The sequence below is a fragment of the uncultured Roseobacter sp. genome (assembly GCF_947491795.1).
Lineage (GTDB): Bacteria > Pseudomonadota > Alphaproteobacteria > Rhodobacterales > Rhodobacteraceae > Roseobacter.
Map to the genome: position 1 here is coordinate 67,389 of NZ_CANLKW010000009.1, position 16,282 is coordinate 83,670.

The 16,282-nt window shown below is 61.8% G+C and carries 20 protein-coding genes; 12 read left to right on the forward strand and 8 right to left on the reverse strand.

The window, feature by feature from the left end; genetic code table 11:
• The first annotated feature begins 116 nt into the window (after window positions 1–116).
• The 6 genes from Q1A34_RS20590 to Q1A34_RS20615 all read left to right on the forward strand — a co-directional run bounded on the left by Q1A34_RS20590 (window position 117) and on the right by Q1A34_RS20615 (window position 7,084).
• Entirely contained in the window at window positions 117–455 is a 339-nt protein-coding gene (locus Q1A34_RS20590; RefSeq protein WP_013959932.1) for a DUF736 family protein, read from the forward strand.
• A 515-nt stretch (window positions 456–970) separates the two neighbouring features.
• Entirely contained in the window at window positions 971–2,188 is a 1,218-nt protein-coding gene (gene repA, locus Q1A34_RS20595; RefSeq protein ID WP_300039063.1) for a plasmid partitioning protein RepA, read from the forward strand.
• 73 nt (window positions 2,189–2,261) lie between these two features.
• Window positions 2,262–3,257, forward strand: coding sequence for a plasmid partitioning protein RepB (gene repB, locus Q1A34_RS20600; RefSeq protein WP_300039066.1), 996 nt, complete (start codon window positions 2,262–2,264; stop codon window positions 3,255–3,257).
• A gap of 164 nt (window positions 3,258–3,421) precedes the next feature.
• Window positions 3,422–4,687 (forward strand): plasmid replication protein RepC, encoded by a 1,266-nt coding sequence (repC, locus tag Q1A34_RS20605; RefSeq protein ID WP_300039069.1) that lies wholly within the window; start codon window positions 3,422–3,424, stop codon window positions 4,685–4,687.
• Window positions 4,688–4,748: 61 nt separating this feature from the next.
• Window positions 4,749–5,912, forward strand: a complete 1,164-nt coding sequence (locus tag Q1A34_RS20610) for an ATP-binding protein (protein ID WP_300039072.1) — start codon at window positions 4,749–4,751, stop codon at window positions 5,910–5,912.
• A 272-nt stretch (window positions 5,913–6,184) separates the two neighbouring features.
• The gene (locus Q1A34_RS20615) at window positions 6,185–7,084 is read left to right on the forward strand and encodes a zincin-like metallopeptidase domain-containing protein (RefSeq protein ID WP_300039075.1); all 900 of its coding nucleotides are present in this window, start codon (window positions 6,185–6,187) and stop codon (window positions 7,082–7,084) included.
• A 63-nt stretch (window positions 7,085–7,147) separates the two neighbouring features.
• Here the strand turns inward: Q1A34_RS20615 and Q1A34_RS20620 are convergent, their stop codons facing one another.
• From Q1A34_RS20620 to Q1A34_RS20650, 7 genes are read right to left on the reverse strand one after another with little or no spacing between them, the layout of a single operon-like run.
• Window positions 7,148–8,500: an NAD(P)/FAD-dependent oxidoreductase gene (locus Q1A34_RS20620; protein ID WP_300039078.1), complete on the reverse strand. Its 1,353-nt coding sequence runs from the start codon at window positions 8,498–8,500 to the stop codon at window positions 7,148–7,150.
• A gap of 23 nt (window positions 8,501–8,523) precedes the next feature.
• Entirely contained in the window at window positions 8,524–9,954 is a 1,431-nt protein-coding gene (gene merA, locus Q1A34_RS20625; protein ID WP_300039081.1) for a mercury(II) reductase, read from the reverse strand.
• A gap of 1 nt (window position 9,955) precedes the next feature.
• Complete coding sequence (locus Q1A34_RS20630; RefSeq protein WP_299784375.1) at window positions 9,956–10,093, reverse strand: hypothetical protein; 138 nt, start codon at window positions 10,091–10,093, stop codon at window positions 9,956–9,958.
• Complete coding sequence (gene merF / locus Q1A34_RS20635; protein ID WP_299784373.1) at window positions 10,090–10,476, reverse strand: mercury resistance system transport protein MerF; 387 nt, start codon at window positions 10,474–10,476, stop codon at window positions 10,090–10,092. The genes Q1A34_RS20630 and merF overlap by 4 nt, the downstream gene beginning before the upstream one ends.
• Window positions 10,473–10,724, reverse strand: a complete 252-nt coding sequence (locus Q1A34_RS20640) for a hypothetical protein (RefSeq protein ID WP_299784371.1) — start codon at window positions 10,722–10,724, stop codon at window positions 10,473–10,475. The genes merF and Q1A34_RS20640 overlap by 4 nt, the downstream gene beginning before the upstream one ends.
• 17 nt (window positions 10,725–10,741) lie before the next feature.
• On the reverse strand, window positions 10,742–11,047 hold the full coding sequence (locus Q1A34_RS20645; protein ID WP_300039084.1) for a periplasmic mercury ion-binding protein: 306 nt from the start codon (window positions 11,045–11,047) through the stop codon (window positions 10,742–10,744).
• Between the two features lie 15 nt (window positions 11,048–11,062).
• Complete coding sequence (locus tag Q1A34_RS20650) at window positions 11,063–11,470, reverse strand: mercuric transporter MerT family protein (protein WP_299784367.1); 408 nt, start codon at window positions 11,468–11,470, stop codon at window positions 11,063–11,065.
• Window positions 11,471–11,550: 80 nt separating this feature from the next.
• Between Q1A34_RS20650 and Q1A34_RS20655 the strand changes: the two genes are divergently transcribed.
• Entirely contained in the window at window positions 11,551–11,964 is a 414-nt protein-coding gene (locus Q1A34_RS20655) for a helix-turn-helix domain-containing protein (RefSeq protein ID WP_299784365.1), read from the forward strand.
• A gap of 190 nt (window positions 11,965–12,154) precedes the next feature.
• On the opposite strand, the gene Q1A34_RS20660 is transcribed toward Q1A34_RS20655, so the two are convergent.
• Entirely contained in the window at window positions 12,155–12,571 is a 417-nt protein-coding gene (locus Q1A34_RS20660) for a helix-turn-helix domain-containing protein (protein WP_299784363.1), read from the reverse strand.
• A gap of 71 nt (window positions 12,572–12,642) precedes the next feature.
• Between Q1A34_RS20660 and Q1A34_RS20665 the strand changes: the two genes are divergently transcribed.
• The 5 genes from Q1A34_RS20665 (at window position 12,643) to Q1A34_RS20685 (ending at window position 16,220) form a co-directional block, all read left to right on the forward strand.
• A complete protein-coding gene (locus Q1A34_RS20665) occupies window positions 12,643–13,398 on the forward strand; it encodes a transglutaminase family protein (RefSeq protein WP_300039087.1) in 756 nt (251 codons plus the stop codon).
• Window positions 13,388–14,317, forward strand: coding sequence for a cation diffusion facilitator family transporter (locus Q1A34_RS20670; protein WP_300039091.1), 930 nt, complete (start codon window positions 13,388–13,390; stop codon window positions 14,315–14,317). The genes Q1A34_RS20665 and Q1A34_RS20670 overlap by 11 nt, the downstream gene beginning before the upstream one ends.
• Window positions 14,314–15,168: a cation diffusion facilitator family transporter gene (locus Q1A34_RS20675; protein ID WP_300039094.1), complete on the forward strand. Its 855-nt coding sequence runs from the start codon at window positions 14,314–14,316 to the stop codon at window positions 15,166–15,168. The genes Q1A34_RS20670 and Q1A34_RS20675 overlap by 4 nt, the downstream gene beginning before the upstream one ends.
• Before the next feature lie 421 nt (window positions 15,169–15,589).
• Window positions 15,590–15,796, forward strand: a complete 207-nt coding sequence (locus Q1A34_RS20680; protein WP_249994673.1) for a hypothetical protein — start codon at window positions 15,590–15,592, stop codon at window positions 15,794–15,796.
• A 64-nt stretch (window positions 15,797–15,860) separates the two neighbouring features.
• On the forward strand, window positions 15,861–16,220 hold the full coding sequence (locus Q1A34_RS20685; RefSeq protein WP_300039097.1) for a DUF2958 domain-containing protein: 360 nt from the start codon (window positions 15,861–15,863) through the stop codon (window positions 16,218–16,220).
• Window positions 16,221–16,282: the final 62 nt, after the last annotated feature.

Genomic DNA, 16,282 nt, shown 5'->3' on the forward strand with positions numbered 1-16,282 from the left:
GCGCGGGTCAAAAAGTGCGCCCCCCTGCCCTTCTCCGCTGCGCTGCGCCTGCGGTGCTGCCCCGTGGCTCCCTGCTTTGGTCACCGGCATTGCAACACCAGACAAGGAGACACGCAATGACCCCGAACTGCATCAAATTTGACGCCGCCGAGATCGGCACCGCCAAGGGCACCGGGTCGATCTCGACCCTGACCTTCGATCTCGACATCTCCGTGGAACCCGTGACCAGCGACAATCCGATGGCACCCACCCACCGGGTGCTGGGACGCTCGCCCCGCGGCCGTCTCGTCGAATGCGGCGGCATCTGGCGCAAACAGAACCGGGAGACCGGCGCGGACTATTTCACGCTGACGATCCGGGACTATGGGTTCAATGCCAATCTCGGCCAGGCGGCGCATCAGGACGACCCGACCCTGCAGGCGGTGATCCCCTGGGGCCCGAAAGAGGCCGCGTGAACCCGCGGTTGGCCGGGACACCCGGCCAACCCACCCGGGCTTCGGCCTGAGAATCGGGGCCCGATTCTCCTCAATGGGTGGGCTGGGGGTGTTTCTTGCCGGGATCCTCCGAGCGAGACCCCAGTTCGCTCCGTGCAGACGACCGTGATTATGGCGCAAGCCTGCATGGGTGGTCGCAGGCACCAGCCATCTGGCTCCACGGCCCATGTGCTCGGATCGTGATTTGCCTTTCTTGACAGCCGTGCAAATCGAGAAACATTATTAAAAACAATAATCTATAGTAATTCTGCCGCCTTCTGTGCAAAGACGTAAGGACTGGACCGGTACTGCACCCTACCAGATATTGCGGTCCCTTTTCCCCAATCTGCGGGGTCTTGTGGTCTCCCCGATTTGTGCCATGATCTGGCAGTGCTTTGCCGCCCGCTGAAAAAATCGTTGTGGATAACACACTTCCGCTGTAGTCACAGTTTAACGAAAGAAATCGCGATAAAAGCGATATTAGGCGAGGCGGCAGGATGGCGACAGCACCATTCCGGCAAGATACAGGCGAGTTGGCCTTCGATGAAATCATTCTCCAGCAAGGAGAACTGATTTCCGATCGACTCAATATCTTGCGTCAGGAACAATACCCCCCCGATGCCCAGAAGGGTCTGCGGCAGTTTTCTCTCGCCGAAGTAGCCTATTTTCTCGGCGTCACGCAGTCGACGATCAAGAAGCTGCATCTGGAGGGCAAAGGGCCGGAACCACAAACCTCGGCCTCTGGGCGGCGATCCTATTCCGCAGCACAAATGCTCGAGCTGCGCGCCTATCTCGATGCCCATGGCCGTCCGGGCAAGCGCCGTTACCTGCCCCATCGCACCGAAGGCGAAGAGTTGCATGTCATCTCCGTCGTCAACTTCAAGGGCGGCAGCGGCAAGACAACCACCGCCGCGCATCTGGCCCAGCACCTGGCGCTCAAGGGCCATCGGGTGCTGGCGGTCGATCTCGATCCGCAGGCCTCGCTCACCGCGCTGCACGGGATTCAGCCTGAATTAGACTCTGTTTCCTCGCTCTACGAAACCCTGCGCTATGACGCGGAGCGCCAGCCGATCAGCGCGGTCATCCGGCCGACGAACTTCCCGAACCTCGATATTGTCCCGGCCAGCCTCGATCTGCAGGAATACGAATACGACACGCCGGTGGCCCTCACCAGCCGCGACCCCTCCGAAGGCCGCGCCTTTTTCACCCGCATCTCAAAAGCGCTGGAAGAGGTCGAAGATCGCTACGATGTGGTGGTGATCGATTGCCCGCCCCAGCTTGGATATCTGACCCTAACCGCGCTGACAGCCTCGAGTTCGGTGCTGATCACCGTGCATCCCCAGATGCTCGACGTGATGTCGATGAGCCAGTTCCTCCTGATGCTGGGCGGTATCCTGCGCACCATCCGCGAAGCCGGGGCCGAGATGCGGCTCAAATGGTTCCGCTATCTCGTCACGCGGTTCGAACCCACCGATGGGCCGCAAAAGCAGATGGTCGGCTTCCTGCAGGCAATGTTTCCCAACCAGATGCTCGAATCGCAGATGGTGAAATCGACGGCGATCTCGGATGCCGGGATCACCAAACAGACGCTTTACGAGGTCGAGCGGGCGCAGTTCGTGCGATCGACCTATGACCGCGCGATCACCTCTCTGAACGCCGTCAACGATGAAATCGCCGGTCTCGTGCATCAAGCCTGGGGGCGCGAAAGCCCATGAGTTTGACAGCCGTGCAGATGCGTTTTGACAGCCGTGCAGATGGGGGGTCGCGTGGCCCGAAAAGGAGGGCATCATGGCCAGAAAAGACCTGTTGAAATCCGTGATCGGGCAGCCGACCGACCCGCCGGTCGATGGGGGCCGCTCGAGTTACGCGATGCGCGGTGCCTCGAAATCCATGAAGGTTTCGATCGACAGTCTCGCCGAAAACTCCAAACGCCTTCTCGAAGGCGAAACCATCGTCGAGATCGATCCCGCCCTGATCGATGCCTCCTTCGTCAATGACCGGCTCAGCGGCGATGATGAGGCCTTCGACGAGCTGAAAGCCTCGATCGCATCAAGCGGGCAGGACACGCCGGTCCTGCTCAGGCCGCATCCGGAGGCCGCCAACCGTTACATGGTCGTCTTCGGGCATCGCCGGGTGCGTGTCGCGCGCGCGCTCGGACGGCCGGTCCGCGCCGTGGTCAAGGAGATGGACGATGTCGCCCATGTGCTGGCGCAGGGCCAGGAGAACACGGCCCGGGCCGATCTCTCCTTCATCGAGAAGGCGCTTTTTGCCAGGAACCTGCATGATCTCGGTCAGGCCAAGGAGGTGATCCAGCAGGCGCTGACCATCGACGGCACGCTCTTGTCGCGCATGCTGTCGGTGGCAGGGACGGTGCCGGGCCATGTCATCGCCGCGATCGGACCCGCCAAGCAGATCGGGCGCGACCGTTGGGAAGACTTCAAGAAGCTGATGGCGGTCAAAAGCAATGTCGCGGTGGCCGACCGTATCCTGGCCACGGAGGGGTTTGACCAGCTCGACAGCGACACAAAGTTCGAGATTCTGCACAGCAAGGTGACCGAGGCGGGCAGGGCACCCCGGCGCCGGGCGGCGAAAGCCACCCCGGCCAAGCGCACCTGGACCTCCGGAGAGGGCCGGATCAAGGGCGTCATCGGACGCGCGGGCCGCGCCTATACCATCTCGCTGACATCCAAGGATTCCGCAGGCTTTGGAGAGTTTCTCTCGGAGAACCTCGACCAGCTCTATGCGGAGTATCTGTCTCAATCGGAGGAGACATCGACATCATGACCTGAGGCAAAAGAAAAGCCCCCAAGCCGATCCGGCCCGAGAGCTTATCCAAATAGATTAGACACCTTCTGGATACCGCTCCCGCGAATCACTGTCAACGAAAGAACGTCGTTTTGGCGCACGGGATCCTTTTGCCTCCACAAAACCGGAGGTGAGATACAGGCATGACACAGAGCGGTTGGCGCAAGCCGACGCCGGCTCTCGGGACCGCGGATCAGCTGGCCCGAGACGGCGAACAGATTTCCATTGCCAAGACACGCAGTGTTGTCGCGGCGAAACGTGTGGGGGCCCATATCGGGCTGAAAGCGGCAGATCTTCTTCTGCTCGATACGCTTGCGGCCTTTACCCAGCCCCAGGATTGGGAAGAGGGGCGACGGCCCATCGTCTGGGCGTCGAACGCCTATCTGATGGAGCGGACCGGGTTTTCCCTGTCGACGCTCAAACGCCACGCCCGGCGCCTGGCGGAGGTCGGCGTGATCACTTTCCGGGACAGCCCGAATGGCAAACGCTGGGGTCGCCGCGATGCCGATGGTGTGATTGTCGAGGCCTACGGGTTCGATCTCGCCCCCTTGAGCGCCCGCGTCGCAGAGTTCGAGGCACTGGCGGCCGATCTGGCGGCGGAGCGGACGCTTTGTCAGCGTTTGCGGCGTCAGATCACGATTGCCCGGCGCAGTATCCGGGCGCGCCTCGAGGCGGCCCTGGAGCGCCAGGAACACATGCCGGGGCTCCGGCGCCTGCAACAGGCCTTCGAGGCGCTTCTGGCGTGCCTGCCAGGCCCGCGCGCGGGGGCCGACATGCTTCAGCGACTGGCAAATCGCTTCGCTGACCTGTTGTCGCGGGTCGAGAAGGTGTTTCTGCGGGAGGCAAAACCTGTGGATCAAAGTACCGAGATGACCAAGGAAATGGAAAATATGGACCCCAGGGAGGTCATTACCGGACCTCACATACCAATTACAAAACAACTTCATCCTGTAATTCGTAATTCCTCAGAAAATGAGGAAGCGTCGGCCGAACCGCCCGGACCGGCAACGTCAGCGCCTGTGGCACGGACCGCATCGGACAATGGGGCAGGGGAGGCCAACAGACCGCAGGTCGGGATCGAGTTGGGAACGATATTGCAAGCCTGCCCGGAATTCACCTCCTGGGGGCGCAATCTGGGCGGCTACATCCGTGATTGGCGCGATTTTGTGCGGGTCGCCGGTGAATTGCGGCCGATGATCGGCATTTCGGAACATGCCTGGATCGACGCACAGGAGCAGATGGGCAAACCCGCCGCTGCGGCTGCATTTGCCTTGGTCTTCGAGAAGGTCCATTCAGGCGAGGTCAACTCGCCGGGCGGATATCTGCGGGGCATGGTCGAAAAGGCCGGGGCAGGGGAGCTGCATCTGGAGCGTAGCTTCTTCGGTCGGTTGAGCGAGATGGCGGCGTGAGACCGGGCTTTGCTTTTCGAAAACCTTGCAAATCTTCCACGAGATGGAATAAATGCAAGGTATGATCGTGCGCAATCACCTCAAACGGGTCGAAGACGCCCTCGATGCCCAGGCGGGGGTCGTCCTTCTCGGGCCGCGTCAGGTCGGCAAGACCACGCTGGCCCAGGATATCGCAGAAACCCGCGAGGCGATCTATCTCGACATGGAGCGGATCGCGGACAGGCAGATCCTCGAGGAGCCCGATCTCTATCTCGACGCGCAGATGGGCAAGCTGGTGGTCATCGACGAGGTGCAGCTGATGCCGGGGCTGTTCGGTGCCCTTCGGGGGCAGATCGACCGGCGACGGCGGGCCGGGCACCGCACCGGGCAATTCCTGCTCCTGGGGTCGGCCTCCAATACGCTGTTGCAGCAAAGCGCGGAATCGCTGGCAGGCCGGGTCAGCTATCACGAACTAACGCCGTTCACGCTGGATGAAGTGAGGCAGGAGGCCTTGCAGAAGCTCTGGCTACGCGGCGGCTTTCCCGACAGCTTTCTCGCCCAATCGGACCGGGCCAGCCTGACCTGGCGCGAGGATTTCATTCGCACCTATCTCGAACGCGACATCCCAAGCTTCGGCCTGCGCATCCCGGCCGAAACCTTGCGGCGGTTCTGGACCATGCTGGCCCATGAGCAGGGCGGGCTCTTGAATGCGGCAAAGCTGGCGGCGGGGCTCGGTGTCTCCGGCCAAAGCATTGCGCGCTATCTCGATCTGCTGGTGGACCTGATGCTGGTGCGACGGCTTCCGCCCTGGCACGCGAATACCGGCAAGCGGCTGGTGAAATCGCCCAAGGTCTACATCCGTGATGCGGGCCTGACCCACGCGCTCTTGGGGATCGAGACGTCCGAGGCGCTGCTCGGTCATCCGGTGGTCGGCGGCTCCTGGGAAGGCTTCTGCATCGAAAACCTGATCGCGGCGGCCCCGCGGGGCACGGAAGCCAGTTTCTACCGCTCCTCGGCCGGGGCCGAGATCGACCTGATCCTGAAATTGCCCGGCGGGGCGCTTTGGGCCATTGAGGTCAAACGTACGACCAGTCCCAAGGTCACCCGCGGGTTCCACATAGCTGCAGACGATCTCGACGTGGCGGAGCGGCTTCTGGTCTATGCCGAGACCCGCGACGTGCCGGGGCAAGGCGGGCTGCGTGCCATGCCGCTCGCGGCCGCAATCGACTGGCTGAGCGCGCTCTAGGAGCGCGTCTCCGCCTGGGTTCCCGGCCAATCCGCGGCCCAAGCCCCGATGACACGGGGCTCATCAATCCTCGACCCGCCTGCCAGCTGCGCCTCCCGTCAGGTCCCCCGTGCGAGCAGGGGAGCGCGGGCGTGACAGACGCCGCCGCCAGCGCAATGGCCTGCCCGCGCCGGTCGCGGACGCTCCCCCGTGTTGACCATGCGCCGTCGGCTCACGGCGTCCGTCCTGCCTTTTCGCGTCCCGCACGAGGGACCTGCCGAAAGGAGGACATCATGGCACATCGACCCGACATCTACACCCGCGTCACCGCGAAGATCATCGCCGATCTCGAAGCCGGGACCCGGCCTTGGCACAAGCCCTGGAACGCCGAGCATCTTGCGGGGCGGATTTCCCGACCCTTGCGGCACAACGGGGTCGCCTATCGCGGTCTCAACATCGTCCTGCTCTGGGCCGCCTCGGTCGCCAACGGCTTCGCCGCGCCGACCTGGATGACCTATCGTCAGGCGTCAGAACTCGGCGGCCAGGTGCGCAAGGGCGCAAAGGGCGAGCTGGTCGTCTATGCCGACACCTTCCGCAAGACCGAAACTGACGCGGCCGGTCAGGACCGCGAGGTCGCGATCCCCTTCATGAAAGGCTATACGGTCTTCAACGTCGACCAGATCGAGGGCCTTCCCGCGGCGTTCTACGCCGTCGCGGAGCCGATACTCGACACAGTCGAGCGCGATGCGGCTACAGACTCCTTCTTTGCCGCGACAGGGGCCGACATTCGTCACGGGGGACCCCAGGCCTACTACGCCGTTGAGCCGGATTACGTGCAGATGCCGCCCTTCGAGACCTTCGAAGATCCTGAGAGTTACTACGCGACGCTCGGTCACGAGATCACCCACTGGACCCGCCATCCCGATCGCCTGGACCGGAGTTTCGGTCGAAAACGCTGGGGCGATGAAGGCTATGCGCAAGAGGAGCTTGTCGCGGAACTGGGCGCTGCATTTCTGGCCGCCGATCTGGGATTGTCGCCGGATCCGCGCCCGGAGCATGCCGCCTATATCGATCATTGGCTTTGCGGTCTTCGGAGCGACACGCGATACATCTTCCAGGCCGCGGCCCATGCGCAGCGTGCGGTGGATTTTCTGCACGGTCTGCAACCGGATCAGAACGAAGCCGCCGATTAGGGGGCCTCAATGAAAGCGATGCTCCGAATGCGGTTCGCCAAGCCAAATACTTCGGTTATTGGCCTACAAGAGAGATCCCAAATCCGATCCAACGCTCGGATAGGCGGCAGTCATCGACTTGAGTTGTTTCGCGGTCAGCCCCAGCTTGATTGCCAATCCGAAGAAGTTGATCAACTCGCCATACTCCGTGCCGAACAGATGCGCGCCGAGGATTTTGCCATCAGACTTACCCACCAGCACCTTCGCGGCGGCGGACTTCTCACCGATCCGATAGTTCGAATACCAGCCGCTTGTGTCGGTGAAACGAAATTCGACATCATGCCCGGCATTTGTGGCCTCTTCTTCCAACATTCCGACCCGGGCCAGTTCAGGCACGGTGAACACCGCCGTCGGGATGCCCGCATAGTCCGGCGCTGTCTGGGCATCCTTGAGCATGTTGGAGGCCGCGACCTTGCCCTCGATCACGGCAACAGGCGTCAGCGGCATACCTTCGGTATCGGCGGAATCCCCGGCGGCGAAGATCGCGCTGTTGGTCGTGCTTTGCAGATGCGGTGTCACGACAATGCCCTTGTCGCCATAGTCGACACCGGCGGCTTCAAGATTCAGATCGGTGAGCGCTGCTGTGCGTCCCGCGCCATGAACAACCAGATCGGTCTCGACGGTCCTGGTCTCGCTGCCCGACGTCACTTCGACCGCGAAGGCAGCACCGTACTTCGAAATCGAGACGATCTCGGTTTTGCGCTGCACTTCTACGCCCACGTGGGCGCTGCGTTCGACCAGCATCTCCACGAGATCGGGGTCGAAGCTCTTCAACGGTCGCGCGCCGCGATCCACGATGACCGGCGCGGCACCGGCTCGGGCTGCGATATGGGCAAACTCGAAAGACACGAAGCCTCCGCCGAGGAACAAGATGCGCTTGGGCAGAGCCTCGAGATTCAGAAATTCGGTGCTGTCGATCATCAGATCGGATCCGGCAAAAGTGACAGGCCTCGGGATCGCTCCGGCTGCGACGAGGAAACAGCGCGCCTCGTAGGCCTTCCCGTCAACTTCGAGTGTATTGTCGCCGGTGAACCGCGCTGCACCGTACAACGTCTCAACGCCGTTGTCTTTCAGGCCCTTCTCCATCTTGCCCGGCACTGGATCGGTAAAGCCGCGCTTATGCGCCATCAGATCGGACCAGTTGATCGACAGCCCGGCCGGGTCTATCCCCTTGCCATCCAACAGCCGCGCGGCATCGACGATTTCCGCTCCACGCCGGAGGATTTTCTTGGGATCGCAGCCGCGCAGGGCACAGGTGCCGCCATAGGGCAGCGCATCAACAATGGCCACGTGCCAGCCCGCCGCGCCGCACTTGTTCGCAGCCGCCACTCCGGCCATGCCCGCGCCGATGACGATCAGGTCATACATGTTGCTCATAGACCGGTCCTTGCTTCGATCTTTTATCCGGCGCAGCAGCTAAGCTTGGCCACGTCCATATCGAAGGTCTGCGCCGCCAGCTTCAGCCCCTCCACGGTTGTGAGATAGGGAAAGATCGTCTCCCCCAAAGCCTGCGTCGTCATGCCGAACTTCAGCGCCATCACCAGCGTCTGGATCGCATCAGACCCTTCGGGCGCGATGATCTGACCACCCAGCAGCCTGTCGGTCTTCCTGTCCGCCACCAGCTTGATCAATCCGCGCGTGTCACGGGCGGCCAAGGCGCGCGGCACCTGATCGAGCGGCACGATGGAGGTCTTCACGTCGAACCCGGCATCCCGCGCATGTTGCTCGCTCAGTCCGACCCCGGCCACCTGCGGATCGGAGAAGACGACCCAGGGCATGACGGAGTTGTCATAGTGGTGCGCCTCGCCGAGAACGGCGTTTTTCACGGCCAGCTTCGCGCCATAGGCTGCCATGTAAACGAACTGGTCCCGGTCGGTGACGTCGCCTGCCGCAAAGATGCCCGGCACCGTAGTCTGCATGTCGTCGCCAATGACGATGGCGCCGCGCGCGTTGGTCTCCACGCCGATCTCTTCCAGGCCCATTCCTTCAGTATTGGCGCGTCTGCCAGCGGTCGAAACAAGATGATCCGCCGTAACCTCGATAGCTTCGCCGTCCCGGATCACCCGCAAGGTTACGTCCGCCTCGTCACGGAGCACACTGTCGTAGCTCAAACCCGTCAGAAGAGTGATCCCCTCGGCCGTGAAGGCATCGGCAAGTGCCTCGGATACCTCCGGTTCGGCACCGGGCAGCAGGCGTGACCGCGCCACCAGCGTGACCTTCACGCCCATCCGGCTTATCATCTGGGCCAGTTCGGCTCCGATGTAGCCTGCGCCGATGAAGATCAGGCTGTCTGGCAGGGTTTCAAGCTCCAACAGGCTGGTGCTGTCGAGTGCGCCGATCTCCTCGATCCCGTCAATGGTCGGCAGAACCGGACGCCCGCCTGTGGCGATGATCAGTTTCGGTGCGGTCAGAGTGCGACCGCCAACGGTGACGCCGCCTTCGACCAGCCGCGCGGGACCGGCGTCGATGTAGTCAACTCCGGCATATTCCGGCAACAGGTCGGCGTATTTCTTCTGGCGCAGGGTCGCCACCAGATCGTCCTTGGACTGGATCAGCACTTTCCATTCCTCAACCTTGGCGTGACCGGACAGGCCGGGAAACCGCTTGGCCGCATAAGCGCCGTGGATCGCCTCGGCTGCGCGGATCATCGTCTTGGACGGCACGCAGCCAACGTTCACGCAGGTGCCGCCGATGGTACCATACCCAACGAGAGCAACCCGCTTGCCAGCGTCCGCCGCTGTGATCGCGGCCGAGAAGCCCGCCGATCCAGCACCTATGACGATCAGGTCGTATCCGTCGTTTCCATCATCATTATTGCCAAAGTCTTTCATGTTAATGCGCCTCTTGCATTTCCGGGGTCTGCCGATTTGCCAAGACCAGATAGAGGATCGCGCCGATGGCGATCAGCGGTGTCAGCATACCAAGCATTCCGAAGACCGTGCCGAGGCCCGTACAGGCTCCCATCATCATTGCGAGGCTCCTTTGGATTTCATTCGATTGAGCAAAATGGCGTAGAGGCCGACAGCCGCGAAAGCACCGATGGTGATGCGGACGGCAAAGCGGAACTCGATCCAGATGATGAGGACCGACAGCAGAGCCGCGAGGGCCGTCGCCCAGAGTTTCGGGCTTGGCCCCTGACTGCCTGCCCGCAGCCAGAGCGCCTGAACGACGACAGCGAGGCTAAAAAACATGAGCGGAAACAGCCCGTAGTCGAGCCAGCCGGTGAGGGCCGAAAGGCCAACTCCGGCGATAACGACGACCAACAGGGGTGTGAAGCAGCACAGGGCCGCGAACAACGCGCCGCCCAGCCCCCATTTCAGCAAGCGGTCGGGGTTCTTAGTTGCTTGGGTCAAGTCGCGTTCTTTCTGTCTGGAGAGCGATTGGTTTCTGCCGGTCGTTTGCTGGCGCGCCGGACTTCGCGAACGATCAGAAACGCAAGCGCGACCACCAGCGCGATGGAAAGACCGCCGAGACCGGACAGCCAGGCCCCAATCCCGCCAAACAGCGCTGCGATCAGAGCCGCGCCACCTCCGCAACAGACGATCATGACCGGTGCCGCAACACCAATGGCAAGCAGCCCGCCCATCAGGTTATCGCGCATCGCATCGCCCTCCCGCGTCAGGACGCTGTGTCAGGGAGAACCTGTGCGGGATAACCGTTCGCCTTCACCGCCTCTATGATGCTTTCAACGGTGGCTTGGGTATCATCGAAGGTCACGTTGTAAATACCATGTCCAAACTCCGGACCGTCCACGAAGTCGTTGATCTGGACAGACGGGACACCGCGCATTGAACTGGCAACTATGAAGGAGCAGGAGGGGCAAGTCAGCTCGCTGACGGCGATCTCGACGGTGCGCTCTTCTGCAAAGGCGGCTGAGGCAAATGCGGTTACAGCCAGTACCGATGATAGCAGTATGTGTTTCATGGGTTTGATCCTTGCTCAGAATTTCAGGATGAAAGGGGTGATGTAGGGAAAGGCCATCGCCACGGCGACGATGGCGGTGGCAATCCAGAGGGTCGCGCGCATGACCCTGCGGTTGATCGGGCGGGAACAGGTGCCATCCGCACAGGCCTCGGCAGCCACGGGCTTATAGGCCTTGTAAAACCCGTATCCGAGAAACGCGGCACTCAGCGCAAAGGTGTACCATTTGTATGCGTAGAGCGCGCCAAGCTGTGCGATGAACACGCCCGTCACGCCGAAACTCACCAGCACGAGCGGCAGGATGCAGCAGGACGTCATCGCCAGAGCACCCAGAACGCCGAACCCGGTCGCGCCCCAGGCTTTTGCGGTGTCATCGCCAACTTCGCGCACTTGTTCGGATGTCTGCGCCGTAAAACTCTGTTCCATAGATTCGTCCTTGCTCGGATATTTCTCACGTTCTACGGTCTGTAGTTGATACAGGCTCAAGAGGTTTTTTTTTGAGAGAAATGGATAACAGAAGCGTGAAGCCTATCAGTCGGGGCGAACTTGCGCGTGTGACCGGCTGCAACTTGGAAACAATCCGGTACTACGAGACGGTTGGGATCATGCCGGACCCGCCGCGCACCGCGAAAGGGTATCGAAGCTATGATGACACCCACGTCAGGCGGCTGAAATTCGTCATGCGGTCGCGCGACCTCGGCTTCTCGCTGGAGGAAATCCGGGATTTGCTCGGTTTGGTCGATAACCGGACGCAGACCTGCGCCCAGGTTCAAACCGTTGCCGAAGCACATCTTGAAGATGTCCAGGAAAAGATCGCCGATCTTACGCGGATTGAACGTGTTCTGTCAGAGACGGTCGCCCGTTGCACCGGTGATGCCGCCCCTGAATGCGCAGTGATCGATGCGCTTCTGGAAGCGTAGCCCCACTTTAGATTCAAAAATGCCAGATCCGCGAACTGCGCAGAAGCAGCCATTCAACGCCCCGCTGACAGCCAGGGGTTTGGGCTCTTGCCGGACGCTCGCGGCAAGACGTGCCAAGGCAGGAATGTCACACAGAAACCTCTGTGATCAAATGAAACCGGCGTTTACAGAAACATCCGATCTTGGCCCATTAATGCTCCTGCTGGCACAGATCGTGATTGGCAAGGGACGCCAATACATAGCAGTCTTCCGGCACGCCATCGCCGTCACACCCATTGGCAATACGCAGAAGCTCTTTTTCCAAGGCGCGGAGCTTTTTGATTTTCGCCCGAACATCCGAGAGCTGCGCGGTCGCGATATCGGTTGCCGCCTGGCATGACCGGTCGGGATGGTCTTGCAGCTCGATCAGCGACGAGATCGCTTCAATCGAGAAACCTAGGTCCCGTGCGTGCTTGATGAAGCTCAACCTCTCCAGACCCGCCTGGTCGTACCGTCTCTGGTTGCCTTCGGTGCGCTCGGGCGCGGTCAGCAGGCCGACAGTCTCATAATAGCGGATGGTCGGAACCTTGACCTTGGTGCGTCGTGAAAGCTCGCCGATGGAGAACATCAGAATATTCCTTGAACCTCTAGTCGCTAGAGACATTATCTTGGTCGGGACAACGAATCCAGAGGCTTGCCATGTCCCGTGACTATCTTTCCGCCACACCACTTCTCGACTTCGAGGCGAAGCCGATTCAGGCGTTGATCGCAGATCGCGGTTGGTCAGAGCTTCCGACGCACGACCGAATCGGCGCGGTCTATGATTTCGTGCGAAACGATATCGCCTTCGGCTACAATCGTGCTGACGACATTCCGGCCTCCGAGGTGCTGGCGGACGGTTACGGCCAGTGCAATACGAAGGGCACGCTCCTCATGGCGCTCTTGCGCGCCGTCAGCGTTCCCTGTCGCTTGCATGGGTTTACGATCCACAAGGGCTTGCAGCGCGGCGTGGTGCCTGAACTGGTCTATCCTATAGCGCCAGACGAAATCCTGCATTCCTGGGTGGAGATTGAGCGCGACGGCGGCTGGATCAATCTCGAAGGCTTCATACTGGACGATGGCTTCCTGAATGCCTTGCAGAGCGCGTTTCGGGGCACCGAGAGCCTGTGCGGCTACGGCGCGGGCACGCATTGCCTCAGCGCCCCACCCATCACTTGGGACGGCGGCGACACCTACATCCAGAAGACCGGTATTGTTCGGAACTTCGGCGTCTTCGATACGCCGGACGCTTTCTACAGGGATCACGGCCAGAGCTTCGGTCGTTTCAGAGGATGGCTCTACCGCTTTGCGATCCGTCACTGGATGAATGCGCGCGTCAGAGCTTTCCGCCAAGGACGCCTGACGCCCCGTTCCGACCTCAACCATGCGCGTGAAGAGGCTGTCGATGCCACATGACCACGTCCACATAGACCCCGAGGCGGGCGACCGGCGGGTGTTCGCGGCGATTGCCGTCAATCTCGGGCTGACGGTCGCGCAGATCATTGGCGGGATTATCTCCGGCTCGCTTGCGCTGATCGCCGATGCGCTGCACAACTTCTCCGACGCGATCTCGCTCATTATCGCGTTCGCGGCCCGCAAGATCGCGCGACGGCCGAGAGATGCAGACATGACGTTCGGCTACGGCCGGGTCGAGGTCGTCGCCGCGCTCATCAACTACACGACGCTGATCGTGATCGGTCTCTACCTGCTTTACGAGGCGGCAATGCGCTTTGCCGATCCGCAGGATGTCGAGGGATGGCTGATCGTCATCATCGCGGGAATCGCGCTGATCGTGGACGCGGCGACGGCGCTGCTGACGTATCGCATGTCCAAATCCAGCGTGAACATCCGCGCGGCGTTCCTGCACAACGTCGCTGACGCGCTTGGCTCCATCGCCGTGATCCTCGCCGGAACGCTGATCCTGCTCTACGACTGGCGGCTGATCGACCCTATCGTGACGGTCATGATTGCGGGCTATATCCTGTGGCAATCCTTCCGGGAGATCGGCCCGGTCATCCGCATCCTGATGCTCGGATCGCCGCCAGATATCGAGACACGCGGCGTTCTCGACGCCGTGCGCGGGGTGCCCGGCGTGACCGGTATCCACCACGCGCATTTCTGGCAGATGGACGAGCATTGCGCCGCGCTCGACGCCCATGTGGTGATCGAGGAGGGCCGCTGGAATGACGCCGACGCGATCAAGGAGCGGATCAAGTCCGTCCTCTCCGACAGGTTCGACATCGAGCACACGACGTTGGAGCTTGAATGTGCGCGACACGCCTGTGGCGACCCCTCCGAGTTCGGCGGGCGCGGGCATGGTGAGGCGATCTCATGAACACGCCCGGAACCAGTGAGCAGAACGCGCCGATCCGGATGCGGGTGCAAGGGATGGATTGTGCGAAGGACGCGGCCGAGATCGAGCGCGCTGCGCGGTCGGCTGGCGTCGCGGCGGAGAACGTCAAGGTCTCGGCGGCAACCCACATAATGACGCTGCGCATCGCGGAAAACGATCTTCCGCAGGTGCGTCCGGCCCTAGAGGCGACAGGCTACGGATTCGAACGGATTGAGGGCGACGACGCCTCGACCGATCCAGCCCACCAAGACCCGTCCTACCGTCGGGCGCTCTGGATCGTGGTTGCGCTGAATCTCGGATACGGCGTTGTGGAAATGGCGGGCGGCTTCCTGTCCGACTCTCAGGCGCTGAAGGCGGATGCCCTCGATTTCCTTGGCGATGGGGCGATCACGTTTCTAGGCTTGCTCGCCATCGGCTGGAGCCTGACGTGGCGCGCCCGGTCCGCCATGATCCAGGGCGTGTTCCTTGGCCTTCTGGGACTTGGGGTTGTGGCTGGCACGTTTTGGCGCGTCCTGAATCAGGCCACGCCCGAGGCGGGCCTGATGGGTGCCTTCGCCGTGGGTGCGCTGATCGTCAATATCCTCGCCGTTCTGCCGCTTCTGAAGCACCGGAAGGGAGACGCCAACATGCGGGCGGTCTGGCTGTTCTCGCGCAACGACGCCATCGGCAACGTCGCTGTGGTGATCGCGGCCGGACTTGTCGCCTGGTTCGGCAGTGGCTGGCCGGACCTGATCGTCGCCTTCGGTATCGCGGCGCTGTTCCTGCACTCGTCCTGGGCAATTATTCGCGACGCGCGGGCTGATTTGCGAGAGCAGCCGGTGCCGGACCAATAACGCCATGTCATCAATGTCGAGGTCGGCCAGAGCCTGAGAGGGCACAAAAGCGATGCACGAATCTACCCCGTTAGGCTGAAGCCGAAGAAGACGAGCCCGCCTTTTGCGCCAAGGCCAGATCCGTTGGAGTTCTGCTGCGGTCTGTCCTTCGGCACAGACGCGTCTTTGGGCTGCGTCCCTGCCGCACCTCAATCTTTGCATGTCGCGCCACGAAGGGGACCGGTCGATCGCCTCGCGTTTTCTTCCGGATGCAATCTCCGGGACCTGGCCCGACTGACGGTCGCGCGCGCCGCTTGCTCTCTTCAAGCAGAACTTTCCCCTGTCCGCTGACGCGGCCATTCCTCGCGCAGCAAAGTTCCGCCTGACAGTCTGTCCGGACGGTCCCGGTCTCTTCTTGCATCGAAAACGAGAGGAGATCGACATGACCCGCTACTACACCGTCACCACACCCGACGAAGGAAAGGACGGCAAGACCCGTTTCCACAAGATCGGCGTTGCCTTCCCCCAGAAGCCCGACGCGAAATCCTTCCTCACCATCCAGCTCTTCGCCACGCCCGTGACCGGCCAGCTCGTTCTCTTCGAGCCGAAGCCAGACGGGCAGGGCGATGCCCCGGACCTCGTCGAATGAGCTGTCCTCCGGGACGGTGTCTGCCGTCCCGGCCTTTTTCACACCGACATCCAGGAGAAACCTCATGGACCTTCTGCCACAATCCATCCTCGACCAGCTCGCTGCGAACGGGCGCACCAACCAGGACCGCATTGAAGCAGGCGAAGACACTCTCGACTTCGAACCTGTCGTGAAACTCTTCACCCCCGATGCCGGGGCGACCTGGCTGCTTTCCGAAACCGATCCGGAAGACCCGGATATCGCGCACGGCCTCTGCGACCTGGGGCTTGGTTATCCCGAGATCGGCTCGGTACGCCTCAGCGAAATTCGAGCCGTCCGCGGTCGTCTCGGATTGCCCGTCGAACGGGATCTGCACTTCAAGGCCGATGGCACCCTCAGCGCCTATGCCGCGCGCGCCCGCAAAGCCGGAGGGATCGTCGCATGAGCACCAATATCCGCAGAGATCACGTCAGCGCCTTCGAGGCGCTGACGTCCGGTCGTTTCGAA

Bases quoted from the DNA above. Each gene is read 5' to 3' on its own strand.
- Q1A34_RS20590 (WP_013959932.1), top strand. From the start codon at position 117: ATGACCCCGAACTGCATCAAATTTGACGCCGCCGAGATCGGCACCGCC.
- repA (WP_300039063.1), top strand. From the start codon at position 971: ATGGCGACAGCACCATTCCGGCAAGATACAGGCGAGTTGGCCTTCGAT.
- repB (WP_300039066.1), top strand. From the start codon at position 2,262: ATGGCCAGAAAAGACCTGTTGAAATCCGTGATCGGGCAGCCGACCGAC.
- repC (WP_300039069.1), top strand. From the start codon at position 3,422: ATGACACAGAGCGGTTGGCGCAAGCCGACGCCGGCTCTCGGGACCGCG.
- Q1A34_RS20610 (WP_300039072.1), top strand. From the start codon at position 4,749: ATGATCGTGCGCAATCACCTCAAACGGGTCGAAGACGCCCTCGATGCC.
- Q1A34_RS20615 (WP_300039075.1), top strand. From the start codon at position 6,185: ATGGCACATCGACCCGACATCTACACCCGCGTCACCGCGAAGATCATC.
- Q1A34_RS20620 (WP_300039078.1), bottom strand. From the start codon at position 8,500: ATGAGCAACATGTATGACCTGATCGTCATCGGCGCGGGCATGGCCGGA.
- merA (WP_300039081.1), bottom strand. From the start codon at position 9,954: ATGAAAGACTTTGGCAATAATGATGATGGAAACGACGGATACGACCTG.
- Q1A34_RS20630 (WP_299784375.1), bottom strand. From the start codon at position 10,093: ATGATGATGGGAGCCTGTACGGGCCTCGGCACGGTCTTCGGAATGCTT.
- Q1A34_RS20640 (WP_299784371.1), bottom strand. From the start codon at position 10,724: ATGCGCGATAACCTGATGGGCGGGCTGCTTGCCATTGGTGTTGCGGCA.
- Q1A34_RS20645 (WP_300039084.1), bottom strand. From the start codon at position 11,047: ATGAAACACATACTGCTATCATCGGTACTGGCTGTAACCGCATTTGCC.
- Q1A34_RS20650 (WP_299784367.1), bottom strand. From the start codon at position 11,470: ATGGAACAGAGTTTTACGGCGCAGACATCCGAACAAGTGCGCGAAGTT.
- Q1A34_RS20655 (WP_299784365.1), top strand. From the start codon at position 11,551: ATGGATAACAGAAGCGTGAAGCCTATCAGTCGGGGCGAACTTGCGCGT.
- Q1A34_RS20660 (WP_299784363.1), bottom strand. From the start codon at position 12,571: ATGTTCTCCATCGGCGAGCTTTCACGACGCACCAAGGTCAAGGTTCCG.
- Q1A34_RS20665 (WP_300039087.1), top strand. From the start codon at position 12,643: ATGTCCCGTGACTATCTTTCCGCCACACCACTTCTCGACTTCGAGGCG.
- Q1A34_RS20670 (WP_300039091.1), top strand. From the start codon at position 13,388: ATGCCACATGACCACGTCCACATAGACCCCGAGGCGGGCGACCGGCGG.
- Q1A34_RS20675 (WP_300039094.1), top strand. From the start codon at position 14,314: ATGAACACGCCCGGAACCAGTGAGCAGAACGCGCCGATCCGGATGCGG.
- Q1A34_RS20680 (WP_249994673.1), top strand. From the start codon at position 15,590: ATGACCCGCTACTACACCGTCACCACACCCGACGAAGGAAAGGACGGC.
- Q1A34_RS20685 (WP_300039097.1), top strand. From the start codon at position 15,861: ATGGACCTTCTGCCACAATCCATCCTCGACCAGCTCGCTGCGAACGGG.